The 23,925-nt window shown below is 59.1% G+C and carries 19 protein-coding genes and 1 pseudogene; 16 read left to right on the forward strand and 4 right to left on the reverse strand.

Annotated features, from left to right (window positions below; genetic code table 11):
• Positions 1-2: 2 nt before the first annotated feature.
• The 12 genes from nuoG (at position 3) to K0O24_RS09375 (ending at position 12,932) form a co-directional block, all read left to right on the forward strand.
• Positions 3-2,021, forward strand: coding sequence for an NADH-quinone oxidoreductase subunit NuoG (nuoG, locus tag K0O24_RS09320; RefSeq protein ID WP_219892475.1), 2,019 nt, complete (start codon positions 3-5; stop codon positions 2,019-2,021).
• The gene (nuoH, locus tag K0O24_RS09325) at positions 2,018-3,070 is read left to right on the forward strand and encodes an NADH-quinone oxidoreductase subunit NuoH (RefSeq protein ID WP_219892476.1); all 1,053 of its coding nucleotides are present in this window, start codon (positions 2,018-2,020) and stop codon (positions 3,068-3,070) included. Before nuoG ends, nuoH begins: the two co-directional genes overlap by 4 nt.
• On the forward strand, positions 3,067-3,555 hold the full coding sequence (nuoI, locus tag K0O24_RS09330) for an NADH-quinone oxidoreductase subunit NuoI (protein WP_219892477.1): 489 nt from the start codon (positions 3,067-3,069) through the stop codon (positions 3,553-3,555). The genes nuoH and nuoI overlap by 4 nt, the downstream gene beginning before the upstream one ends.
• A gap of 10 nt (positions 3,556-3,565) precedes the next feature.
• Positions 3,566-4,177 (forward strand): NADH-quinone oxidoreductase subunit J, encoded by a 612-nt coding sequence (locus K0O24_RS09335; RefSeq protein WP_219895570.1) that lies wholly within the window; start codon positions 3,566-3,568, stop codon positions 4,175-4,177.
• Complete coding sequence (gene nuoK, locus K0O24_RS09340) at positions 4,174-4,479, forward strand: NADH-quinone oxidoreductase subunit NuoK (RefSeq protein ID WP_219892478.1); 306 nt, start codon at positions 4,174-4,176, stop codon at positions 4,477-4,479. The genes K0O24_RS09335 and nuoK overlap by 4 nt, the downstream gene beginning before the upstream one ends.
• Positions 4,480-4,489: 10 nt before the next feature.
• A complete protein-coding gene (nuoL, locus tag K0O24_RS09345) occupies positions 4,490-6,514 on the forward strand; it encodes an NADH-quinone oxidoreductase subunit L (protein ID WP_219892479.1) in 2,025 nt (674 codons plus the stop codon).
• Entirely contained in the window at positions 6,511-8,031 is a 1,521-nt protein-coding gene (locus K0O24_RS09350; RefSeq protein WP_219892480.1) for an NADH-quinone oxidoreductase subunit M, read from the forward strand. The genes nuoL and K0O24_RS09350 overlap by 4 nt, the downstream gene beginning before the upstream one ends.
• The gene (nuoN, locus tag K0O24_RS09355) at positions 8,031-9,467 is read left to right on the forward strand and encodes an NADH-quinone oxidoreductase subunit NuoN (protein ID WP_219892481.1); all 1,437 of its coding nucleotides are present in this window, start codon (positions 8,031-8,033) and stop codon (positions 9,465-9,467) included. Before K0O24_RS09350 ends, nuoN begins: the two co-directional genes overlap by 1 nt.
• 5 nt (positions 9,468-9,472) lie before the next feature.
• Entirely contained in the window at positions 9,473-10,180 is a 708-nt protein-coding gene (locus K0O24_RS09360) for a biotin--[acetyl-CoA-carboxylase] ligase (protein ID WP_219892482.1), read from the forward strand.
• Positions 10,181-10,192: 12 nt separating this feature from the next.
• Positions 10,193-10,966 carry a type III pantothenate kinase gene (locus tag K0O24_RS09365; RefSeq protein WP_219892483.1) on the forward strand — a complete coding sequence of 258 codons (774 nt, stop codon included), beginning with the start codon at positions 10,193-10,195 and terminating at the stop codon, positions 10,964-10,966.
• 108 nt (positions 10,967-11,074) lie between these two features.
• Positions 11,075-12,658, forward strand: coding sequence for a ribonuclease J (locus K0O24_RS09370; protein ID WP_219895571.1), 1,584 nt, complete (start codon positions 11,075-11,077; stop codon positions 12,656-12,658).
• A gap of 4 nt (positions 12,659-12,662) precedes the next feature.
• A complete protein-coding gene (locus tag K0O24_RS09375) occupies positions 12,663-12,932 on the forward strand; it encodes a DUF1467 family protein (RefSeq protein WP_219892484.1) in 270 nt (89 codons plus the stop codon).
• Between the two features lie 38 nt (positions 12,933-12,970).
• Here K0O24_RS09375 and K0O24_RS09380 read toward each other — a convergent pair whose 3' ends face one another.
• On the reverse strand, positions 12,971-15,277 hold the full coding sequence (locus K0O24_RS09380; RefSeq protein WP_219892485.1) for a coiled-coil domain-containing protein: 2,307 nt from the start codon (positions 15,275-15,277) through the stop codon (positions 12,971-12,973).
• Between the two features lie 82 nt (positions 15,278-15,359).
• On the opposite strand from K0O24_RS09380, the gene K0O24_RS09385 reads away from it, so the two are divergent.
• From K0O24_RS09385 to K0O24_RS09395, 3 genes are all read left to right on the forward strand, one after another.
• Positions 15,360-15,659 carry an Hpt domain-containing protein gene (locus tag K0O24_RS09385; protein ID WP_219892486.1) on the forward strand — a complete coding sequence of 100 codons (300 nt, stop codon included), beginning with the start codon at positions 15,360-15,362 and terminating at the stop codon, positions 15,657-15,659.
• 93 nt (positions 15,660-15,752) lie between these two features.
• A complete protein-coding gene (locus tag K0O24_RS09390) occupies positions 15,753-16,889 on the forward strand; it encodes a glycosyltransferase family protein (RefSeq protein WP_219892487.1) in 1,137 nt (378 codons plus the stop codon).
• Between the two features lie 77 nt (positions 16,890-16,966).
• Positions 16,967-18,355 (forward strand): sensor histidine kinase, encoded by a 1,389-nt coding sequence (locus K0O24_RS09395; protein ID WP_219892488.1) that lies wholly within the window; start codon positions 16,967-16,969, stop codon positions 18,353-18,355.
• Here the strand turns inward: K0O24_RS09395 and K0O24_RS09400 are convergent.
• Both K0O24_RS09400 and gltX read right to left on the reverse strand, forming a co-directional pair.
• Entirely contained in the window at positions 18,352-19,638 is a 1,287-nt protein-coding gene (locus K0O24_RS09400) for a citrate synthase (RefSeq protein ID WP_219892489.1), read from the reverse strand. The genes K0O24_RS09395 and K0O24_RS09400 overlap by 4 nt on opposite strands.
• A 17-nt stretch (positions 19,639-19,655) precedes the next feature.
• Entirely contained in the window at positions 19,656-21,089 is a 1,434-nt protein-coding gene (gltX, locus tag K0O24_RS09405; protein ID WP_219892490.1) for a glutamate--tRNA ligase, read from the reverse strand.
• A 44-nt stretch (positions 21,090-21,133) separates the two neighbouring features.
• Here gltX and K0O24_RS09410 point away from each other — a divergent pair, with 44 nt between their 5' ends.
• Positions 21,134-23,356, forward strand: coding sequence for a ComEC/Rec2 family competence protein (locus tag K0O24_RS09410; RefSeq protein WP_425514727.1), 2,223 nt, complete (start codon positions 21,134-21,136; stop codon positions 23,354-23,356).
• Here the strand turns inward: K0O24_RS09410 and lexA are convergent.
• Positions 23,292-23,912, reverse strand: a pseudogene (gene lexA / locus K0O24_RS09415) (transcriptional repressor LexA); the annotation flags it as partial. The gene K0O24_RS09410 and the pseudogene lexA sit on opposite strands and share 65 nt — an antisense overlap.
• Positions 23,913-23,925: the final 13 nt, after the last annotated feature.

The following is a 23,925-nucleotide window of genomic DNA, read 5'->3' on the forward strand; positions in this document are numbered from 1 at the left end:
ACATGCCCAAACTGACCGTAGATGGCATCGAACTCGAAGTCCCGCAGGGCGCGACTGTCCTTCAGGCGTGCGAGCTGGCCGGCAAGGAAATTCCGCGCTTCTGCTATCACGAACGGCTGTCCATTGCGGGCAATTGTCGGATGTGCCTTGTCGAGGTCGCACCGGGGCCGCCCAAGCCGCAGGCGTCGTGTGCGCTCCCTGCGGCTGAGGGCCAGGTGATCCGCACCGACAGCCCGATGGTCCGCAAGGCGCGCGAAGGCGTGATGGAATTCCTGCTGATCAATCACCCGCTCGATTGCCCGATCTGCGATCAGGGCGGTGAGTGTGACCTGCAGGACCAGGCTATGGCCTATGGCCGAGGGGCGTCGCGTTTTGACGAGAACAAGCGCGCCGTCACAGAAAAATACATGGGCCCGATCGTCAAGACGGCGATGACCCGTTGCATCCAGTGCACACGCTGCATCCGCTTTGCGGAAGAAGTGGCCGGCATTGAGGAAATCGGCGCGATCGGCCGCGGCGAGAATATGCAGATCACGTCCTACCTCGAGCGCGCGGTGACGAGCGAACTTTCGGGCAATGTCGTCGATCTCTGCCCGGTGGGTGCGTTGACGTCCAAGCCTTACGCTTTCGAAGCACGGCCCTGGGAATTGAAGAAGACGCCGTCGATTGACGTGATGGACGCTGTCGGCACCAACATCCGGCTCGACAGTCGCGGACGCCAGGTGCTGCGCGCGCTTCCGCGGATCAATGAGGATGTCAACGAAGAATGGGCGCACGACAAGACGCGCCACGCGGTTGACGGCCTGATGCACCGCAGGCTCGACAAGCCCTTCGTGCGCAAGGGTGGCAAGCTGGTCGAGGCAAGCTGGGAAGAGGCGCTGAAGGCGGTTGGCAAGGGCCTGAAGGACGCTGGCAAGTCGATTGCGGCGATTGCGGGTGACCAGGTCGATTGCGAAACCATGTTTGCCGCGCGCGAACTCGTCAAGAAGCTTGGCGGTTCTATGCTCGAGGGGCGGCAGACCGGACTGGCCTATGACGTCTCGTCGCTGGCGGCGGTGGCGTTCAATACCGGCATTGCCAATCTCGAGACCGCCGATGTGATCCTGCTGGTCGGCAGTGACCTTCGGCATGAAGCGCCGCTGATCAACACGCGCGTCCAGAAGGCGATCCGCAAGCGGCAGGCCAAGGTCTTCGCCATCGGCCCCGAAACGGACCTGACCTACAAGGCCGAATGGCTTGGCACGTCGCTCAAGCTGCTTGGCAAGCTGCCGAAGCATGTCGCGGATGCGCTCAAGGCCGCCGAACGTCCGGCCCTGATTCTTGGTGGCGGGGCGCTTCGCTATGAGGGCGCGCACGGCGCGGCACTGGCGCTTGCTGCCAAGTACAAGCTGGTCCGTGAAGGTTGGAACGGGTTCAACGTCACCCATTTCGCGGCTGCGCGGATGGGCGGGATGATGCTCGGCTATGCCTACAAGGGCGGCATCAAGGCGCTGGCGGCCAAGAAGCCGAAGCTGGCCTTCTTCCTTGGCGCGGACGAAGTGAATTACGATCTCTTTGTCGATACGTTCAAAGTTTATGTCGGCCATCATGGTGATGCCGGCGCACATGCTGCGGACATCATCCTGCCGGGTGCGGCCTATACCGAGAAATCCGGCACCTATGTTAACAACGAGGGCCGCGTGCAGCGCGGTCAGCGCGCGGTCTTCCCGCCGGGCGATGCCCGCGAGGACTGGGCGATCTTCCGGGCGCTTTCGGACGTTGTTGATGCAACCCTGCCGTTCGACAGTCTCGATGATCTCCGTGCAGTAATGGCAAAGGCCGTGCCAGCGCTCGGTCGCGAAGGACTGGCTGGTTACGACTGGAACCCGCCGGCTCTGCCCGACAAGCCGGTGGACGATATTGCCGATTATCCGATCAAGGATTTCTACCTGACCAACGCCATCTGCCGCGCATCGCCGACAATGGAACGTTGCTCCAACGAACTCATCCACGGGATCGAGTGGCTGGAGGCAGCGGAATGACCTATACTGAATGGTTCCAGTCCTGGGCTGGTTTCGGTTTCGGCTGGTTTCTGAGCAATCTCACACTCGTTCTGCTGATTGCATTCCCGCTGATGCTTGCGGTGGCGCTGATAATCTATGCCGATCGCAAGATCTGGGCGGCGATGGCGCTTCGGCGGGGCCCGAACGTGGTCGGACCGCTCGGGATCCTGCAGAGCTTCGCGGACGGCATAAAGGTCTTCCTGCAGGAAACGATCATACCGTCCGCTGCCAATCGCGGACTCTTCCTGATGGCGCCGATCATCACCTTCACGGTCGCGCAGATCGTTTGGGCGGTGATCCCGTTCGGGCCGAAAATGGTGCTGGCCGATATCAATGTCGGCCTGCTCTATATCCTCGCGGCCTCGAGCCTTGGCGTTTACGGCGTGATCATTTCGGGCTGGGCCTCCAACTCGAAATACCCGTTTTACAGCGCCTTGCGTGCTGCAGCGCAGATGGTGTCCTATGAAGTCTCGATCGGTTTCGTGCTGATCTCGGTCGTGCTCTGGGCGGATTCTTTCAACCTGTCCAAGATCGTCGAAGCGCAGCAGGGGGCTGGCATCCTGCCATTCCTCAATGGCTTCGGCTTCAATCCATTGCTTTTCCCGATGGCAATTGTGTTCCTGATTTCGGCGCTTGCCGAAACCGCGCGCGCGCCGTTCGACCTGACCGAGGCGGAAAGCGAACTCGTCGCCGGGTATCAGACCGAATACAGCTCGATGAGCTTCGCGCTCTTCTGGCTTGGGGAATATGCCAACGTCATCCTGATGTGTGCCCTGAACGCGATCCTCTTCTGGGGCGGGTGGTTGCCGCCGGTCGATTGGGCACCCCTCTATGCTGTCCCGGGCATTCTCTGGTTCTTTGGCAAGATCCTCGTCTTCTTCTTCATCTTCTCCTGGATCAAGGCGACCGTGCCGCGCTTCCGCTATGACCAGTTGATGCGGCTCGGCTGGAAAGTCTTCCTGCCGATTTCGCTGCTCTGGGTGTTCCTGGTGAGCGGCTACCTGATGCTGACGAGGTATGGCGGATGAGTTATGTTGTTCACCTCATCAAAACTTTCACCCTCTGGGAGTTTGTGAAGGCGCACGCCCTGACCTTGAAGTACTTCTTCAAGCCCAAGGCGACGATCAACTACCCCTATGAAAAGAACCCGCTCTCGCCGCGGTTCCGGGGGGAGCACGCCTTGCGCCGCTATCCCAATGGCGAAGAGCGCTGCATTGCCTGCAAGCTGTGCGAGGCGGTTTGCCCGGCACAGGCCATCACCATCGAAGCCGAGCCGCGCGACGACGGTTCGCGGCGCACAACCCGCTACGACATCGACATGACCAAGTGCATCTATTGTGGCCTCTGCCAGGAAGCGTGCCCGGTCGATGCGATCGTCGAGGGGCCGAACTTCGAATATGCGACTGAAACCCGCGAGGAGCTGCTTTACGACAAGGCGAAGCTCCTTGAAAACGGCGATAAATGGGAACGCGCAATTGCCGCGAACCTTGCCGCCGATGCACCGTATCGATAGGGGGCGGCGCGTGATCCAGGTCTTTGCTTTTTATCTTTTTGCGGCGTTGGTCATCCTCTCCGGCGCGCTCGTGATTTTGTCGCGCAACCCCGTGCATAGTGTGCTTTGGCTCATCCTTGCGTTTTTCAACGCAGCGGGGCTGATGGTTCTTGTCGGTGCGGAATTCATAGCGATGCTTCTCGTCATTGTTTACGTCGGGGCGGTCGCCGTGCTGTTCCTGTTCGTGGTGATGATGCTCGATATCGACTTCGCGGAATTGCGCAGTGGCCTTACGCGATACGGCCTGTTTGGCGCGCTGATCGCTTTGGTGCTGGTTGGCGAAATGATCATAGCAGAGGGCGCCTGGAGCGCCGGTGCCATCCAGCTGGCGCAACGTGCCGCACCAGCGCCTGCGGATATGCCGAATATCGAAGCGATGGGTGCGCTCATCTACTCGCGTTATCTTTACGTCTTTGAAGCCGCAGGTCTTGTCCTGCTTGTGGCCATGATCGGTGCGATCGTTCTGACGCATCGCGAACGCCGCGACACCCGGCCACAGAACATCTCGCAGCAGGTTCGCCGCCGTCCGCAGGATGCTGTCCGCAATACGAACCCGCCGGTCGGGCAGGGAGTGGAGCTATGATCGGCATCGAGCATTATCTTGTTGTCAGTGCGATCCTGTTCGTGATGGGCGTGATGGGCATCTTCATCAACCGGAAGAATGTGATCATCATCCTGATGGCGATCGAGTTGATCCTGCTCGCGGTGAACCTCAATCTCGTTGCCTTCAGTGCCTATCTCGGCGACCTGGTAGGGCAGGTTTTCGCGATGTTCGTGCTGACGGTTGCAGCCGGCGAAGCGGCAATTGGCCTTGCAATCCTCGTCATCTACTTCCGTGGTCGCGGGACGATCGCGGTCGACGATATCAACCGGATGAAGGGGTGAGCCGGTAGCCATGGAGACCATCAAGCTCATCGTTTTCCTGCCGCTGCTTGCTGCGATCGTGGCGGGTCTTGGCAATCGGATGCTTGGCAATTTTGCCGCCAAGCTGGTGACGACTGGCGCATTGTTCATTTCCTGCGCGCTGAGTTGGCCTATCTTTGCTTCTTTCCTGGCCGGCAGCGCCGAGGCGCATGTTGTGCCAGTGCTCGATTTCATCCGGTCGGGTTCACTGGACGTCCAATGGGCCTTGCGGGTTGATGCCTTGACGGCGGTCATGCTCGTTGTGGTGACGAGCGTATCGAGCCTCGTTCACCTCTATAGCTGGGGCTATATGGAGGAGGATCCGAGCCAGCCGCGCTTCTTTGCCTATCTCTCGCTGTTCACCTTCGCGATGCTGATGCTGGTCACGGCAGACAGCCTTGTCCAGATGTTCTTCGGCTGGGAAGGGGTGGGCCTTGCCTCCTATCTGCTGATCGGTTTCTGGTATCACAAGCCCAGCGCTAACGCCGCGGCGATCAAGGCATTTGTCGTCAATCGCGTTGGCGATTTCGGTTTCTCGCTCGGGATTTTCGGCGTGTTTCTGGTCTTCGGCACAGTCTCGATCCCGGCCATATTGGAAGCGGCTCCGGGCTATGCCGGAAGCACGATCGGCTTCCTTGGCCACCGCGTCGATACATTGACCTTGCTCTGCATCCTGCTGTTCATCGGTGCGTGCGGCAAATCCGCCCAGTTGGGGCTTCACACCTGGCTGCCGGACGCAATGGAGGGGCCGACGCCCGTTTCTGCGCTGATCCATGCCGCGACCATGGTGACGGCAGGCGTCTTCATGGTTTGCCGCCTTTCACCCCTGTTCGAACAGAGCCACACGGCGACAACGGTCGTGACCTATGTCGGCGCGGCAACGGCCCTGTTTGCGGCCACGGTCGGGACGACGCAGACGGATATAAAACGCGTGATCGCCTATTCGACCTGCTCGCAGCTGGGCTACATGTTCTTTGCGGCAGGCGTGGGTGCCTATGGCGCGGCCATGTTCCATCTTTTCACGCACGCCTTCTTCAAGGCGCTGCTGTTCCTAGGTGCGGGTTCAGTCATCCATGCCATGCATCATGAGCAGGACATGCGCTATTACGGGGCCTTGCGCAAACAGATCCCGCTGACCTTCTACGCGATGATGGCCGGCACGCTCGCGATCACCGGTGTCGGTATTGCAGGGGTGTTCGGGTTCGCCGGCTTTTACTCGAAGGATGCAATTATCGAGGCTGCTTTTGCGAGCGGCACAGAGGCCGGCGGCGTAGCCTTTGCAGTTGCCGTGTTCTCGGCGCTCCTGACGAGCTTCTATTCCTGGCGGCTGATCTTCCTGACCTTCTATGGCAAGCCACGCTGGTCAGGGTCCGAACATATTCAGCACGCGTCTCATGGGCATGATCATGGCCACAGCCATGACGATCATCATCATGCGCATGACGACGGAACGGCGGGGTATCATCCGCATGAAAGCCCGGCGACGATGCTCGTGCCGTTGGCACTCCTTGCGATTGGGGCCATCTTTGCAGGCTGGTATTTCCACGAATGGTTTATCGGCGCCGAAACCGGTGGCGGTTTCTGGAAGGGCAGTCTCGCCTTCAATGAACATCTGATGCACGCCATGCATGAAGTGCCGATCTGGGTGAAGTATTCGGCAACTGCCGTGATGCTTGCCGGTTTCGGCATTGCCTGGATGGCATACATCAGGGACACGACCATTCCCGCGCGGTTCACCGCCACATTCAGCGGCCTGTATCAGTTCCTGCTCAACAAATGGTATTGGGACGAACTGTATGACCTGCTCTTTGTTCGCCCGGCACTCTGGATCGGTCGGCAGTTCTGGCAGCGGGGCGATATCGGGACGATTGATCGGTTCGGGCCACATGGAGCAGCTGAACTGGTCCAGCAGGGCAGCAAGCTCGCGGCGCGATTCCAGTCCGGCTATCTTTATTCCTATGCCTTTGTGATGCTGCTTGGCCTCGTCGGCCTCGCGACCTGGATGATCGTGCAATGAGCGGCTTTCCCATTCTGTCCCTGATGATCCTGCTGCCGATAGCGGCTGCCGCGATGTGTCTATTTGTTTCTGCAAGTGGTGCTCGTTGGGTAGCGCTCGGCACGACTCTTGTTCTTTTCGTCTTCGGTATCCTGCTCTGGGCGAACTACGAAATTGGCGGCCCGCAGTGGCAGTTTGTCGAGAGTGCGCCAATATTCGGACGGTTCGCCTGGGCTTTGGGCATAGATGGCATCGCCCTGATGCTGATCATGCTTTCGGTCTTCTTGATGCCGATCTGTGTTCTGGCAAGCTGGGATGCGATCGAGAAGCGCGTGCCGGAATATATGGCCGCGTTCCTGATGATGGAATCGTTCATGATCGGCGTCTTCGCGGCGCAAGACCTTTTCCTCTTTTACATCTTCTTCGAAGCTGGCCTGATCCCGATGTACCTGATTATCGGCATCTGGGGCGGTGTCGAACGGATCAAGGCGAGCTACAAATTCTTCCTTTATACGTTGCTCGGGTCAGTCCTGATGCTGGTCGCGATGATGTATATGGTGGCAACAGCCGGCACGACCGACATCCCGACGCTGATGCAGTTCAACTTTGATCCGGCGGTGCAGAATTGGCTCTGGCTGGCCTTCTTCGCGAGCTTTGCGGTCAAGATGCCGATGTGGCCGGTCCATACCTGGTTGCCGGACGCGCACGTTCAGGCGCCGACGGCGGGGTCCGTCATCCTAGCAGGCGTCCTTCTGAAAATGGGCGGTTACGGCTTTGTCCGTTTCTCCTTGCCGATGTTTCCGGACGCATCTGCTGCGCTGGTCTGGGTCGTCTTCGGCCTTTCAATGATCGCAATCGTCTACACATCGCTTGTCGCGCTTGTGCAGCAGGACATGAAAAAGCTGATTGCCTATTCGTCGGTCGCCCACATGGGCTTCGTCACAATCGGCCTGTTCACCTTCAACCGCCAGGGCATTGAAGGTGGCCTCATTGTCATGCTGGCGCACGGGCTGGTTTCGGCTGCGCTCTTCCTGTGCGTGGGCGTGATCTATGATCGGCTCCATACGCGGGAAATCGATCGCTACGGCGGGCTGTCCAACAACATGCCCTATTACGCGCTGTTCTTCATGTTCTTCACAATGGCGAGTGTCGGCCTGCCCGGTACTGCAAACTTTGTTGGCGAATTCCTGGCGCTGGTGGGTGCCTATAATGCAAACAGCTGGGTCGCTGCGGTCGCGACAACCGGCATCATTCTCGGCGCGGCCTATATGCTTTGGCTTTATCGGCGCGTCGCCTTCGGGGAAAGCAAGAATGCCGATGCTGCGGCCATGCCAGACCTGAACGCTCGCGAATGGGCGATGCTTGCTCCGATTGCTGCGGCGACCCTGTGGATGGGCATCTATCCGGAAAGCTTCATCGCGCCGATGCGTGCCGATGTCGGCTCCTTGCTTGCACGCGTCGCGGACGCAACTCCAGCCAGCGATGCCCAACTGCAGATGGGCAAGCCAAAAGCTGTCGCGCATGGGGAGGCGCATTGATGTTCGATACCGCGTCTCTTTTGCTCACTGCGCCTGAGCTTATCCTCTCGATCGGCGCAACTGCATTGATGCTTGTTGCCGCCTTTGCTGGTGACAGGTCCACACGGTTTGTCAGTGCTGCCGCCGTCGCGATCCTCGCCGGTGCAGGGCTCTCGCTTGCGGGTGTTGCGGGTTCGGGTGGCACCGCCTTCAACGGACTCTACAGCGCCGACGCGTTTGGCGCCTTTGCCAAAGTGCTCATTTATCTTGCGGCCGCGGTGGCCGTTCTGATTGCGCCGCACTGGTTCGAGCGGGAAGATCGTCTGCGCGCCGAATATCCGGTGCTGATCCTCTTCTCGGCCGTTGGCATGGGCATGATGGTGTCCGCGACCAATTTGCTCACGCTCTATGTCGGGCTCGAACTGCAAAGCCTGGCAGCCTATGTGCTTGCGAGTTTCATGCGGCGGGACACCCGATCGGCAGAGGCCGGGCTCAAGTATTTCGTGCTTGGTGCGCTGGCATCAGGCATCCTGCTTTACGGCATTTCTTTGCTCTACGGATTTTCCGGCACGACCGACTATGCGGGTGTCGCCAAAGCACTTGGCGATGGTGTGAGCCTCGGCGAACTGTTCGGCATTGTGTTCCTGCTTTCCGGCATGGCCTTCAAGGTCTCGGCCGTGCCATTCCACATGTGGACGCCCGATGTTTATGAAGGCGCTCCAACCCCTGTCACAACCTTCTTCGCAAGCGCGCCCAAGGTGGCAGCCATTGCAATGCTGGTCCGCGTGAGCGTGTCCGGCATGGGCACGGCAACGCATGACTGGCAGCAGATCATCATCTTCATGTCGCTGGCTTCCATCGTCCTTGGCGCGGCAGGAGCGATTGGCCAGACAAATATCAAGCGCCTGCTGGCCTATTCCTCGATCAACAATGTTGGTTTCGCTCTTGTCGGGTTAGCGGCTGGAACCGAAGCAGGTGTGGCCGCGATCATGAGCTATATGGCCATCTATGTCGTCATGACGCTCGGCAGCTTCCTGTGTGTGCTACAAATGCGGGACCAATCGGGCGCACCGGTTGAGACAATTGCCAGCCTTTCCGGCCTTTCCCAGACCAACAAGGGTCTTGCCGCTGCATTTGCTGTTTTCATGTTCTCGCTGGCCGGTATTCCGCCGCTCTTCGGGTTCTGGGCAAAGTTCCTGGTTTTCGAAGCTGCAGTAAAGGCTGGGCTGTTCCCGCTGGCTGCGATTGGCATTGCGGCTTCCGTGATCGGCGCCTTTTATTATCTCAAGATCATCAAGACGATGTACTTTGATGAGCCCGCGACACCTTTTTCCAAGGGGGAATCCTTGCTTGAAAAGGGACTCATTGCCGCCTCTGCAGCCTTCATCGTGCTTGGCTATGGATTGATCCCTGTTCTTGGTTCAGCCTCAGCTGCTGCTGCAAAGGCCTTGTTCTGACGAACATGATCAGAACGGTCGAAGAGACAACTTCGACCAATGCGGACATGCTGGCTCTGGCGAAGGCAGGTGAGCCCGAAGGCCTTTGGCTCCGCGCAGATGCGCAGAGCGGCGGGCGCGGGCGAATGGGACGTGCCTGGCATTCACCGATTGGCAATCTCTATGCGACGACACTGGTTCGCTTGCAGCCCCAAGATCCATCGGCCGCCACGCTTGCACTTGTCGCTGCGGTTGCGCTGCATGAAGTTCTGACTGCCTATGCAGCGAATATGTGCGAAATCGTTATCAAATGGCCAAATGACCTGCTCGCCAATGGAGCAAAGCTCGCCGGAATTCTGCTCGAACGCGCAAATGACGTCGTTGTCATAGGAATCGGAGTCAATCTTGGCTTTCATCCGGTAGGATTGGATCGACCGGTAACAAGCTTGGCAGCACTGGGGCTTGATGCGCCGGACCCGCATTATTTCTGCGAAGACCTGGCCCGGGCCTTTGCTCATTGGCTTGCCCAATGGCGAACAATGGGATTGGATTCGGTTCGTGCTGCCTGGCTTCGAGGGAGCCATGGGATTGGCGCAGCGCTGACTGCCAATTTGGGCGATGGCTCTTCTGTTGACGGACTGTTCGACGGTCTTGAAGCCGATGGTGCATTGCGACTTCGCTTGGCGGATCGTTCGGTTCGTGTCATTCACGCCGCCGATGTTTTCTTGATCTGAAGGGTTTTTCTGATGCTGCTCGCGATTGATGTCGGCAATACGAATGTCAAATTCGCGTTGGTTCAAGGGCTGGAGATCAAGACGCGGTGGCGGGTGGCTACGGATGCCCGCCGCACCGCCGACCAATATGCTGTCTGGCTGACGCAGCTGCTGGAGCTTGAAGGCTATCAACGCAGTGATGTCGAGGAAGTTGTCATATCCACCGTTGTGCCGCGCGCGCTGCATAATCTTCAATTGCTGGCGGATAAGTATTTCGGTGTCGACGCGAAGGTCGCCGGACGTGCGCCACTTGAATGGGGAATCGCGCTGGATGTGCCACAGCCCAGTTCTGTTGGGGCCGACCGGGCCGTCAATGCCATTGCCGCGCATGCTGGACACGCTGGGGATCTGATCACCATCAGCTTTGGCACGGCAACCACGTTCGATCATATTGCCGCTAATGGCGCCTACAAGGGCGGAATCATTGCGCCCGGCCTCAATCTATCTCTCGATGCTCTTGTTTCGGCCGCGGCGAAGTTGCCGCGCATTGCCATAGAAGCGCCCGCCGACGAGAGCGTGATCGGCAACACGACCGAGGGCCAGATGCTGATCGGCATCTATTGGGGCTATGTCGCCATGATCGAAGGACTGTTGACCCGCATGAAGGCAGAGATCGGTCGGCCCGTAACAGTCGTTGCGACAGGCGGCCTGGCGAGCCTTTTTCAGCAGCACGCCCATTTGTTTGATGTAATCGAGCCGGACCTGACCCTCAAAGGGCTTGCCCTGCTCCACGCGCGCGCCCAATAGGCGCCGTGCCCGACCGTGCGGGCAGAGATTGAACTGGAAATTCCCCAAGTGACAACCCCGGGTAACGAACTCCTATTTCTCGCGCTTGGCGGGTCGGACGAGATTGGCATGAACGTCAATCTCTATGGCTGCCAAGGCAAGTGGATCATGGTCGATCTGGGGCTGACCTTCGGCGGTTCTGATTATGCAGGATGTGATCTTGTTCTGCCCGATCTTGAGTTCATCGAGGCACGCAGGGAAGATCTGCTCGGAATCGTGCTCACGCATGGCCATGAGGATCACATCGGGGCTATACCCTACCTTGCAGCAGATCTTGATGTTCCTCTCTACGCGACGCCGTTCACAGCAACGCTGATAGCAGGCAAGCTTGCGGAAGAGGGGCTCACCGACCAGGTCGAACTTCGCGTGATCGACAACGGCGGGAGTTTCGAGCTTGGGCCGTTCGGTCTACGCTATGTCACGCTTGCGCATTCGATCCCGGATATGAATGCAGTCGTTATCGACACGCCCTATGGCCGCGTTTTCCACACAGGCGACTGGAAGCTTGATGACGAGCCGGTCATCGGAACGGCTATTAATGCGGACGATATCCGCAGCATTGGTGACGAAGGTGTTCTTGCGCTTGTCTGCGATTCAACCAATGCCTTCAATCCGGAGTATAGCGGCACCGAAGGCAGCGTTCGCGACGGCCTTATGGAGAGCGTCAAGGCAGCAAAGGGCAGGGTCCTCGTTACCAGCTTTGCATCCAATGCCGCACGACTGGAAACCTTGCATCAGGTCGCTGTCGCTTCGGGGCGCCAGCTCTGTATTGCCGGTCGCTCGCTTGATCGAATTGTGCGCGCGGCACAGGCGAACGGCATGCTGCCAAAGTTTCCGCAGATTATGGACTTTGATGCCGCAATGCGTTTGCCACCGCGGGAATTGATGATTGTTGCAACGGGCGGGCAGGGGGAAGCTCGCGCAGCATTGGCGCGCATTGCAGGTGACAGCCATCCGCTGAAACTCGACGCGGGAGACACGGTGATTTTCTCATCGCGGCAAATTCCCGGCAATGAAACGGCCATCGGGCGCATCCAGAATGCGCTTGCTCGGAAGAACGTGATCATGATCACGGAAAAGCAGGCCCATGTGCACGTTTCGGGCCATCCCGGCCGCCCTGAACTTCAGATCATGTACGACTGGATTCGGCCTGAATTGCTTGTCCCCGTCCATGGCGAGCGCCGCCACATGGCGGAACAGGCGCGGTTCGGCTTGGCATGCGGCATCCCGAATACACTGGTCCAGTCAAATGGGGATGTGGTCCGCCTGGCTCCGGGTGAACCAAAGATTCTCGGCCATGAGCGGACGGGCAGGCTGGTCCTTGATGGCGACGTGATCCTGCCCGCCGATGGCGGCACGATCACCGAGCGGCGACGGATCGGACTTCATGGAGTTATTGCAGTTGCGGTGGTCCTTGACGCGCTGGGCAAACTAGCAGTCGATCCGGAGTTTCGTCTGCAGGGCGTTCCGGTTGAAGAGGACCGGAACGATTTCCTGAAAGATGCGGAAGCGGCGGTGGAGCGTGTGATCGAAAAGGGTGCCGCGAATGAAGACGCGTTGCGCGAGGCGCTTCGCCTTGGCGTGCGACGTGTCGCGACCGAATGGACGGGCAAAAAGCCCATTGTCGAAATCATGTTGATGCGATTGGGGTAAGGCAATGCAGTGGACATCTGCGCTGGCAATCTATGTGTTGTTCTGGGTCATGTCGGCGTTTCTGGTGATGCCATTTGGCGTCAAGACGGCGGACGAACTGGGCGCGGAGAAAGTGCCCGGTCAGGCGGAAAGTGCCCCTGCCAATTTCAAGCCCCGTCGCGTTGTAATCATCACCACGATTGTGGCAACACTGCTCTTTGGCCTTTACTATGCCAATTATGTCAAAGGTTGGGTGACCACAGACATGGTCAATTTCGCACCTTTTAGCGGTTAGCTTGTCAGCAGCCGCCCGGGGCTGCCCAAGAGTGTCCATTACATGCGCAAGCGTTCGATCGCCTGCGCCAGTGCTACATAAAGCTTGCCCGTATCCGAAGAGAGCAATGTCACGCTTAACGGGGTTCCGTCACGCGTGGCGAGGATGTTGCGAAGCATTGCTTCGAAATCATGGACATACCTGTTCACTTGTTCGCGGAATTCAGGCTCATTTTCATAATGCCGCGCGATCTCGCGCACTTCCCCAGCACTGAGCAGCTTTACAGCGCGCCGCGTGAAAATGCCGCGGTCGCCGCGCAGATAGGCAGCCCAAGCGGTGTCGGTCACTTCATTGGAGAGTATCTTGTTGATATCGATGGCCGTTGAATTGAGCGATTCAATCAGCAACGCCACCCGTCGTGCAAAGTTGGCCTGATCACTCTGCTCGACCTGTTCCTTGGCTTCATTAATCCTGGCTTCCAATCCGGCGCTCGTTTCGGAAATTGTAAGCATCTGGCGCATGAGCCGTTCGGTCGCCTTTTGGGCAGCTGAAACTGCCGTTTCGGTCGTACGGGCGATTTCCGACATCTGCGCTTCAACTTGCGCTGTAAGCGCCTCGGCAAGCGCCTGCTTGCTCATTGTTCCAAGCGTTTCGGCCGATTGCGGGATGATTTCAGCCAGCGCGGCCTTGGCCTGTGCGCTTGCTTGGGTCGCGGTTTCGTTGATCTGGCGAAGCGCTTCGGCAAGCTGCGGTGCCGCGCCCTGCGCCAGCTGCTCGGCATCGGCGGTGGCCTTGGCGATCGATTCGCTCAAATCCTCGGCAGTCTTTCGCGCGTCTGCCAATTGCGTCTCACTCATTGAGGTGAGGCCTGCAATGGCCTCTCTTTGCACGGTCAGGGCAGCGCCAGCCTGGGCCAGCCGTTCCAATGCCAAGGCTGCTGCTTCGGACAGTTCTGAAACGACCGGAGTTGCAGCCCGAATGGTCTCCATGCTTTCGGCTGCGCGCGCATCGAGCCGCGCATAGGCTTCTGGCAGCGCTTCATCGATGCCCTGCGTAGCCGCATCAAGCGCTGCAGTCAGCGCCTCCACGCGTTCAATCAGGGCCACTGCCGTCGTGCCGCCGTCAGACAGGGCATTTTTGAGGTCGTCTGTGTTGTTGCTGAGAGACTTGATTGCGGTGGCAAGCCGTTCAGTACGCGTGAGACCACCACTTTCAAGCAGCGCGAACCTCTGTTCCACAGAGTCGAGATCTGTGTTGAGACGCGACACAAGTGATTGGCCAATATCATCCTGAGCCGCAAAGCTCCTTGAAATGGCATCAACTTGTTCGCCAATCTCGGCCACGCGGCGAGCCAGTTGATCCGTGGAATCGTCGCCAGCCTGAACAAGTGCGGCCTGGCTCTGATTGACCAGTGCCATCATAGCAGCACCTTGTGCTTCCATACCCTGCCGCGCGCTTTCAAGAGCCTGCGCCGCACGCTCGAGAGCATCGTCAACCGCCCCCGTCATCTGCTCCGCAGCATGTTCAAGCCGCGCCCCGGCAGACTCGCTTACGCCTTCCATTCGAGCAAGATGTTCAGCAAGTTTTTGCGCAGCAGTGCCGGCCACCTCCTGCGCTTCCTGTCCACGTGCTGTAAGCTGTGACAGCTTCTCGTCCAATGCTCCTGCATGGTCCTGTGCGAAGCGACCTGCCTCTTGCAGCGAAGCAGTAATTTGGCGCGTCTGCACATTGGCCTTGGGCAGGTTGGCAAGTAGCACAGCAAGGTCTGCTCGCGCCGATACCGCCGATCCTGACAGGGACTGCGTGTGCCGAGTCACTGTTTCGACTTCGCTCTCGATTGAGCGCGCAAGGCTGCCCAGCCGGTTCGCAGCCAGATCTCCCAAACCAAGCAGCATATTGCCTTGTTCTGCCAGTTCGGCCCGGCTCGCATTCAGACGGGTCGTTACCAGGGCGAGTAAATGCTCCAGCCGCGCCGTCTCGCGCTGGATTGAGTCTGACGTCCTTTGAAAGCGACGTTCTTCTCCCATTCCAGACCGTGTGACAATAAGCCAGAGCGCTGCAATCAGGGCCAGCGGTGCACTGGCCGTTGCAATGAAATCCAGGCCTTCATCCAAGGTCGGAAGTCTGTTGGTCAGGCCTGCAAAGCGCTGGTAGCCGAGGGTTGCCAGCCACATTGCCGCCAAAGTCAATGCTCCGGCAATCGCCAGCCGCCTTCGCCAAAGGCCTGTAGCCGGAGCCTCATCGTCACCGGTTTCAGCCGCGAATTGCGGTTCGTTTTCAATCAGGGCTTCGTTCGGATCTTCGACCCGTTCCTCCCCCAGTTCCCGGTCGCGCCAGAGCCCGACAACAGAATTTCCTCCACTCATGTCCCGATTCGTAACACGGAATTAAAAATTCGCGAAACATTTCTGAAACGAGTCGTTAAGCATGCGGCTTTAAGCTTAGGGAATGGCTTATGAAATTGGTGCACTTGATGCGTCGCTTGCAGCAGCGGTCGGAAATGATCCGTCGCTTGTCCTGGAATTGCGCGCTGCCCTGATCGATGGCGCGCTTCACTACCGAGACCTTTTGGCTCGGTCACGCTGCGACGCAAACTGGACGGCAGCAGCGCATCGCCTGAAGGGGCTTGCGGCGAGTTTCGGCGCAGTCACATTGATCGAGGCCGCGGATCTTGCGCTCCAGTCCGCGCCCGGCGATCCGGTGGCACTCCGGAAGATCCAGCGCGCTGTCGATATCATCGCGGCCTGAAAGCCGCGGCTTTTCAAAGCGTCGCGAACATCCTATCGCGCCTCTCGAATTCCTTCGAGGAAAGGCGAATTTTTGCCACTTGCCGGCCTCATATTGACCGATGATGATACCCTTGCGCCAGACGTAGGCGGGCGGGCGCTCATGCCGATTGCTGGCCAGACTCTGATTGAATATCAGGTGCGGATCGCCCGGGCCTGCGGAGCCGCACATATCGTGGTTCTTGTGGATCGCATCCCGGCACCTTTGGAAGCCGCGTTTGAGAGGCTTCGCCTGGACGGAATCACGTTTGAAGTCGTGCGCAGCGCGAGCGAGGCTGCAGATTGCATTCACCCGGAGGAGCAACTGCTGGTCATGGCCGCAGGTGTGGTGGCAGCAAGGGGTATCGTGGACCACCTCGCTTCCAAGACGGTGCCAACCCTCCTGACCCTCCGTGACGCGGATACGGTTTCCCATTATGAGCGGATCGACGCTGTGGATCGCTGGGCTGGCCTCGCCTTGCTGAATGGCAAGCTTTTGCGCGAAACGGCAGCGATGCTTGGCGATTGGACACTTGGTCCGACCTTGTTGCGTATGGCACTGCAAAGTGGGGTTGAGCGGTTGCCAACGGATGGCTCGGGGCTATCCCTCGTTCGCAATGAGCAAGAGGCCATGTTTGTGGCGCAGGAACTGGCCGGGCGCAGCCGGTTCGGCGGAAGCGGATTCTGGCAGACGCAAATTGTCGATCCTGTTGTCCGTCAGTTCCTGCCTCAACTTCTGGGGCAGAAGGTTACATTGGAGCTTTTGACTGCATTCCCCGCCACGTTGATGGCTGCGGCCATGCTTGCTGGCGCGTTGGGCTGGATTTCGGCAAGCTTCGGACTGTTTCTTCTTGCAGGCTTTCCCATGGCTGCGGCCGGGGTTCTGGGCGATATTGCAGCGCGCTCCGATCGCGTGTTGCGTTGGATGGCAGAAGCCAAGTTGCCGCTGCTCCTAGCACTCCTGGGCTTTGCGGGCTGGGCGCTCGATGGCCCGGGGCTTGGTTGGGGGCCGCTCGTCCTGGCTCTCTGGGCGGGAATCGCCTTGATCCTTCAGCCGCGAACCGGCGTTCGCGAGGCGTGGATTGCCGATGCGGATATCATTGCGGTTGAGGTTTTCATGGCAAGCCTGATCGGCCAGCCGGTGCTTGGCCTCATGATCGCCGTTTTTCATAGCGTTCTGTCGCAATTCTGGCTTGTGCGCCGCCAAAGCTGATTTAGCACCTCTTAACCATGATTGATCTAGACTGTCTGAATGGCAGTGCACGCCCTTCGTTCGGCCCGCATTCTCCAATGACGGAGAGTGAGGAGGTTGTCGTCAATGGCACGGTCGATCGGCAGGGCCGGTTGATCGCAGCGGATCCGCGCCTTCTCGCCCTCCATCTCGGTGCCGGTGGCGAGGAAGGCGGGATTTTGGCCATTCCGCAAATCGCATCCCTGGCCCGCTTGGCCCGGACACTTGGTGTCCTGGTCTCGCGAGGGGTCGTTGCTGCAGATGGATCACGCGATCTCGATCTGTGGGTTCGGGCAAGGCCCGATGGCGAACGCGTTGAGCTTGCGATTGCAGGCTGGGAAGAACTGCCTGCGCCAGCCCATGATCCAATCTTCCTGCAGAACCGTGCCCGGGATTTCGCGAAGCTTGAAAGCGACGGAAACTGGGCTTGCGATGATCAACTCAGGCTGACAGACGTCGAACCGGAACTGATTTCGCTGTCCGGCGTCGATGCCCTGGATGCGCTTGGCCAGCCCTTGACCCGATTTTTCCGACTGACCGAAGATGAACAGGGCGATCTGCCTTTGCTTGTTGCTGTTGCAGGGCGCCACGAATTCTTCATGCAGCTGGCAGAGTTGCGCAGCTTGCCGAATGCGCGTCTCTGGCTTCATGGTGAAGCAAGGCTTGCAGAGGATGGCAGCTTTGCAGGCTTTTCCGGCGGATATCGGTTGATCGAGCGCTCGCTTGCCCCTTCGAGGACAGATATCGTCCCGCGCTCGCCAGTGGATGACGGATTTTCCCAACGACTTGAGACAGCATTGCGCACACCGCTGGCGCGCATCATCGACAACGCCGAAGCGATCAGCGGCCAAGGTGAAGGTCCGCTGCGCCATGACTATGTCGATTACGCCGGAGATATTTCTGCTGCCGGTCGGCACCTTCTGGGCTTGGTGGATGACCTTGTCGATTTGCAGGCGGTCGAACAGCCAGGCTTCCGGATTGAAACGGAAATTATCGATCTTGCCGACATTGCCCGGCGTGCAGCAGGGCTTCTCGGTGTAAGGGCGGCAGACAGGGGCGTGCGGATCGACCTGCCTCCCCGGGACGAAGTACTTGAAGCGCACGGAGAATTTCGCCGTGTCCTTCAGATCCTGGTCAATCTGATTGGCAATGCCGTGCGCTATTCACCCAAAGACTCAAGCGTCTGGCTGCGCACCGAGCAGGAGGGAGACCTCGCGGCGATCATTGTCGCGGATCAGGGCAAGGGCATTGCGCTGGACGATCAGGCACGGATCTTCGATAAATTCGAACGGGTCGATCCGTCAGAACCCGGTGGCAGCGGGCTTGGCCTCTTCATTTCACGCAAGCTTGCGCGTGCCATGGGCGGGGATATCACGCTCGACAGCGCACCCGGCCAAGGCGCGCGTTTTGTACTCACCCTGCCAATGGCGAAGTTGCCCGACGCCTAGCGTTTGTCGACGGGAACGTAGTCCCGTTGGGCAGGGCCGGTATAAAGCTGACGCGGCCGCCCGATCTTCTGTTCAGGATCCGAAATCATCTCGTTCCATTGCGCGACCCAACCAACGGTGCGGGCAAGCGCAAACAGCGCCGTGAACATGGTTGTCGGGAAGCCGATCGCGGACAGGATCACGCCCGAATAAAAGTCCACATTCGGGAACAGCTTCTTCTCGATGAAATAGGGGTCGTTCAGCGCCATGTGCTCGAGCTGCAAGGCAACTTCAAAGACCGGGTCTGAGACGTTCAGAGCCTCGAACACTTCGCGCACAGTGCTTTGCATCACCGTCGCCCGCGGATCGTAATTCTTGTAGACCCTGTGGCCAAATCCCATCAGTCGGAAGGGGTCGTCCTTGTTCTTCGCACGTTCGATATAGTGCGGAATCCGGTCAGGCGTGCCTATTTCGCGGAGCATGTTGAGGGCTGCTTCGTTCGCACCGCCGTGCGCTGGGCCCCAGAGGCACGCAATGCCGGCGGCTATGCAGGCAAAGGGGTTCGCGCCGGAGGAACCGGCCAAACGAACTGTCGAGGTCGACGCATTCTGTTCATGGTCGGCATGAAGGATGAAAATGCGATCGAGCGCGCGCTCGACGACCGGGTTCACATAGTAATCTTCAGCCGGCACGCCAAAGGTCATTCGCAGGAAGTTGCCCGTGTAGCTCAGATCATTGCGCGGATATAGGAATGGCTGGCCGACGGAATATTTGTAAGCCATGGCGGCAATCGTCGGCATCTTCGCAATGAGGCGATGGCTTGCAACCATGCGCTGATGCGGATCGGTGATGTCGGTCGAATCATGATAAAAGGCAGAAAGCGCGCCAACGACGCCGCACATGATTGCCATCGGGTGCGCATCGCGCCGGAAGCCGCGATAGAAAGTCGCCAACTGTTCATGGAGCATCGTGTGGCGGGAAATTGTGCCGGAAAACTTGTCGAGCACATCCTTGCTCGGCAATTCGCCGTTCAGCAGCAGATAGGACACTTCCATGAAGCTGGAATGCTCCGCAAGCTGTCCGATCGGATATCCGCGGTGCAGCAGAACGCCTTCATCGCCATCGATATAAGTGATGGCCGAATCGCAGCTGGCCGTCGACGTGAACCCGGGGTCGAACGTAAACGCGCCCGTCTGCGCATAAAGTTTGCGAATGTCGATGACATCCGGACCAACACTGCCGGAGCGCACCGGGCAGGATACCTGATTGCCGTTGAGGGTTACCGTCGCGCTGGAGCCGCCCATGTGTCTTCCTTCCTCACTCAGGCCGCAAGGGCCACTGCTTCATCAATACGTGCCAGAGACTCTTCTCGCCCGAGAAGCATCAGCACGTCAAATATTCCTGGCGAGGTCGTTCGACCGGTGAGCGCAGCCCGCAAAGGCTGAGCAACCTTGCCAAGGCCCAGTCCGGCATCCTCTGCGACCCGACGTACCGCAGACTCCAGCGCGGTTTCGTCCCATTCCGAACTGCCACCAAGTGCACTCGAGACAGACTCGAGCAAATCTCCGGCTCCCCCTTCTAGCAGAGCCTTCGCGCCCTCGTCGAGTGTCAAAGGCCTTGCCTCAAACAGGAACATTGCACCTTCTGCAAGTCCCAGCGTCGATTTTGCCCGGGGCTTGAGTGAAGTCATTGCTCTGACAAGTGTTTGGACCTCGGGCTCGCTGAGTGTCCGGCCCAATTTTCTTTCGATCATTGGTTGCGCAATTGCAGCAAGGCGCGAATCCTCTGCCTCGCGAAGGTAGTGGCCGTTCAAATTCTCCAGCTTCTTGAAATCGAATCGGGACGGAGAGCGGCCGACGCCATCCAGGTCGAACCAGGCAATTGCCTGTTCCCTGCTGAAAATCTCGTCATCCCCATGCCCCCAGCCAAGGCGCATCAGGTAATTGTTGATGGCTTCCGGCAGGTATCCAAGCTCGTCGCGATAGGCGTCGACACCCATCGCACCATGTCGTTTCGAAAGTTTGGCTCCGTCCGGGCCATGGATAAGCGGCACATGTGCGTAGATCGGTTCCTGCCAGCCCATCGCACGAATCAGCGCCAGTTGGCGAAACGCGTTGTTGAGATGATCGTCACCGCGGATCACATGGGTTATTCCCATGTCGTAATCATCAACGACCACGGAGAGCATGTACGTCGGTGTTCCGTCCGATCGCAGCAGCACGAAATCGTCCAGCTCTTCGTTGTTGACTGTAACCGGGCCCTGGACCCGATCGTTGATCGTGACACTGCCTTCTCGTGGTGCTTTGAGCCGGATCACAAAGGGCGCGCCGTTCGGAGCCTCTGACGGATCGCGGTCGCGCCAACGGCCATCGTAACGCATGGGAAGCTTGGCGGCGCGCTGCGCTTCCCGCATGGCCTCAAGCTCTGCCGACGTCGCATAGCAGCGGTAAGCATGTCCGCTTTCGAGCAGTTGATTGGCCACTTCAGCGTGCCGGGCCGCCCGCGCAAACTGAAAGACAACGTCGCCGTCCCAATCAAGGCCCAACCACTGCAACCCGTCGATAATGGCATCAATGGCTGCATCCGTTGATCGCGCCCGATCCGTATCTTCGATGCGCAGCAGGAATTTTCCCCCATGGTGACGGGCATACAGCCAGTTGAAAAGAGCCGTCCGCGCACCGCCGATATGCAGGAATCCGGTAGGCGAAGGGGCGAAACGCGTAACGATGCCCGCTTCTGACTGTCCTGCGCTCACCCTGTCTGTCTCCGTGCCTGCCAATTCAGGCTGGAGCCCCTAGCATGGCAATTGCGCACCTTCAAAGGGGGCTGGGCAAATGGCTTGACCGCATTGAAAACTGGCTGGATCGCGAGCGCGATCAGTTTGCGCTCTGGTTGCCCGTGATGCTCGGTTCGGGAGTCGGGCTCTGGTTTGTCCTTGAGACACGCTTTTTGTGGATCGCGGTGATTGCGGCCGGCCTCGCTTTGGCACTTGCAGCATCTGTCTGCGACCTTGGCCGCCGCGTTGCCACCGCGATGCTTTGGGCCGGTCTCAGCATTGCGGGCGGTTGCGCCCTTGTATGGCTGAGAAGCGGAGAGGTTGCGGCACCTCGTATCGAGCGACCTTTAGTCGTAAGGTTCGGCTCCCGAATTCTCGCAATCGACGCACTTCAAGGCAAGGACGGGAGCCGGCTGCTGCTTGCCCCTTTCTCCGGTCAAAGGCTCCCTCCCAGAGTCAGGGTATCTGCTGATGCCGACAAGCTCGCATCAGACCTTGTTGTGGGTGAGGATGTCAGTGTGCGCGCCAGGCTGGTGCCGCCGCCCGATCCGGCGATTCCTGGCGGCTATGACTTTGCCCGTGCGGCATGGTTTCAACAGATTGGCGGCACAGGCAAGGCACTTGATCCAGTGAAACGGCTCGGCCTTCTTCCGCGGAGCGAAGTCTCGTTGAGGCAACGCATCACTGCGCACATCCATGAACGCCTGAGCAGCAGCGCTGGTGGAATTGCTGCTGCTTTTGCCACAGGTGATCGCGGCGGAATTTCCGAAGACGATGAGGATGCAATGCGCGCAAGTGGCCTCACACATCTTCTGTCGATAAGCGGGCTTCACATTACGGCCGTTGTAGCAGCGACAATGTTTGTGACGCTCCGGCTGCTGGCGCTCAGCCCCTGGCTGGCGCTGCGCGCCCCGCTTGTGCTGGTTTCCGCTGCCTTTGGGGCCCTTGCGGGGATTGGCTATACGCTTCTCACAGGCGCGGAGGTCCCGACAATACGGTCTTGCATTGCCGCATTGCTCGTCCTCGCCGGACTTGCCATCGGGCGAGAAGCCATGACACTCAGGCTTGTGGCAACAGGTGCCCTGATTGTCCTTCTGATCTGGCCCGAATCGCTTGTCGGTGCGAGCTTCCAGCTCAGTTTCGCTGCCATAACCGCGATTGTTGCTCTGCATGAGCATCCACGCGTCCGCGCAGCCACGATGCGCCGCGAAGAAGGCATGTTGGCGCGGCTGGTGAGGGAAATGCTGTCCTTGCTGCTGACTGGTCTCGTCGTCGAACTGGTTCTCGCGCCGATTGCCCTTTTTCATTTTCACAAATCGGGCCTGTATGGCGCCCTCGCCAACATTGTCGCAATTCCCATGACAACCTTTGTCGTGATGCCGCTGGAGGCTCTTGCCCTGCTCTTTGACGCTGCAGGGCTCGGCGCCCCGTTCTGGTGGGCAACAGGATTGAGCATTGACGCCCTGCTATGGATAGCGCGCACCGTGGCGACGTTTCCCGGGGCGGTGGCAACCTTGCCTGCAATTTCCGATCCGGCTTTTGGTGCAATGCTGTTTGGCGGCCTCTGGATACTGCTTTGGCGGACGGGACCCCGCTGGCTGGGGCTGCTGCCGTTCCTGGGCGGCGCGCTGCTCTCCGCCATTCGACCTGGGCCCGACCTGCTGATCAGCGGGGATGGCCGCCATCTTGCTGTCCGCAGCGATGATGGTCGCGTTGCCCTGCTCCGGGCGCGGACAGGCGATTATATGAAGGACCTGCTTGCAGATCGCTCCGGCGAGCTTGATCCTCTTGTCGACCTGGATAACGTGTCCGGGGCGCGGTGCAGTCGCGATATCTGCGTCGTTTCGCTGCTCCGCGACGGACGTCCCTGGCGCATTGCCGCGACCAGAAGTTCCTACGCCGTTTCGCGAGCAGGCCTTGTCGATCTCTGCAGGGTCACAGACATATTCGTGAGCGATCGCGCCTTGCCGAAGGCCTGCAATCCACGCTGGCTGAAGCTGGACAAACCAGTTTTCCGGAAGACCGGGGGGCTGGCCATCAACCTCTCAACCTCGCAGGTCGAGAGCGTGCTGAAGCCAGTCGACGATCACCCTTGGCGTCTTTCCCGTCGGTCGTTCAATAACGGCGGAGAAGTCCGGCCAAAAGCCCTTGCACGCGAACCTGGTTCGGTGCGTAGCGTTGCGGCTGATAGGCCCGGTTTGCAGGGTCAAGCCGAACCATCGAACCTTCCCGGCGGAAATATTTAAGAGTGGCCTCGGAGTCGTCCACAAGTGCGACCACAATCTCGCCCTCGCGGGCCGTGTCTGCCTTCCGGATCAGGGCAAAATCCCCGTCCAGAATTCCAGCCTCGACCATCGAATCTCCCGACACTTCGAGTGCATAATGTTCGCCCGAACCCAGCAACGCTGCCGGAACAGCAAGCATCGACTGACCCTCGAGGGCCTCGATCGGCATGCCTGCGGCAATTCTGCCATGGAGCGGAATTTCATAAACATCATTGGCCGCAATGGGCTTGCCCTTGGGAGCCATTGTCTTGGGTGCCAGATTGACGACATTGGTGGTCGAAACGGGTCGCGTATCCCCGCCACGATCCGGCATCCGCACGACTTCCAGAGCCCGGGCTCGATTGGCCAGACGTCGGATAAAGCCACGTTCTTCAAGAGCGGAAATCAGTCGATGCACTCCGGACTTGGACTTGAGATCGAGGGCTTCCTTCATTTCCTCGAACGACGGCGAGACACCAGTGTCAGAGAGCCGGTCATGAATGAAACACAGCAGCTCATGTTGTTTGCGGGTCAGCATCTCGGGTGCCTCC

This window comes from Aquisediminimonas profunda, from assembly GCF_019443285.1.
GTDB lineage: Bacteria > Pseudomonadota > Alphaproteobacteria > Sphingomonadales > Sphingomonadaceae > Aquisediminimonas > Aquisediminimonas profunda.

Excerpts from the sequence above, each read along its gene's own strand:
- K0O24_RS09375 (WP_219892484.1), top strand. The coding sequence starts at position 12,663 with ATGCAGTGGACATCTGCGCTGGCAATCTATGTGTTGTTCTGGGTCATG.
- K0O24_RS09365 (WP_219892483.1), top strand. The coding sequence starts at position 10,193 with ATGCTGCTCGCGATTGATGTCGGCAATACGAATGTCAAATTCGCGTTG.
- K0O24_RS09400 (WP_219892489.1), bottom strand. The coding sequence starts at position 19,638 with ATGGGCGGCTCCAGCGCGACGGTAACCCTCAACGGCAATCAGGTATCC.
- nuoN (WP_219892481.1), top strand. The coding sequence starts at position 8,031 with ATGTTCGATACCGCGTCTCTTTTGCTCACTGCGCCTGAGCTTATCCTC.
- K0O24_RS09410 (WP_425514727.1), top strand. The coding sequence starts at position 21,134 with ATGGCAATTGCGCACCTTCAAAGGGGGCTGGGCAAATGGCTTGACCGC.
- nuoK (WP_219892478.1), top strand. The coding sequence starts at position 4,174 with ATGATCGGCATCGAGCATTATCTTGTTGTCAGTGCGATCCTGTTCGTG.
- K0O24_RS09360 (WP_219892482.1), top strand. The coding sequence starts at position 9,473 with ATGATCAGAACGGTCGAAGAGACAACTTCGACCAATGCGGACATGCTG.
- K0O24_RS09395 (WP_219892488.1), top strand. The coding sequence starts at position 16,967 with ATGACGGAGAGTGAGGAGGTTGTCGTCAATGGCACGGTCGATCGGCAG.
- K0O24_RS09385 (WP_219892486.1), top strand. The coding sequence starts at position 15,360 with ATGGCTTATGAAATTGGTGCACTTGATGCGTCGCTTGCAGCAGCGGTC.
- nuoG (WP_219892475.1), top strand. The coding sequence starts at position 3 with ATGCCCAAACTGACCGTAGATGGCATCGAACTCGAAGTCCCGCAGGGC.
- K0O24_RS09370 (WP_219895571.1), top strand. The coding sequence starts at position 11,075 with ATGAACGTCAATCTCTATGGCTGCCAAGGCAAGTGGATCATGGTCGAT.
- K0O24_RS09350 (WP_219892480.1), top strand. The coding sequence starts at position 6,511 with ATGAGCGGCTTTCCCATTCTGTCCCTGATGATCCTGCTGCCGATAGCG.
- nuoH (WP_219892476.1), top strand. The coding sequence starts at position 2,018 with ATGACCTATACTGAATGGTTCCAGTCCTGGGCTGGTTTCGGTTTCGGC.
- nuoI (WP_219892477.1), top strand. The coding sequence starts at position 3,067 with ATGAGTTATGTTGTTCACCTCATCAAAACTTTCACCCTCTGGGAGTTT.
- K0O24_RS09380 (WP_219892485.1), bottom strand. The coding sequence starts at position 15,277 with ATGAGTGGAGGAAATTCTGTTGTCGGGCTCTGGCGCGACCGGGAACTG.
- nuoL (WP_219892479.1), top strand. The coding sequence starts at position 4,490 with ATGGAGACCATCAAGCTCATCGTTTTCCTGCCGCTGCTTGCTGCGATC.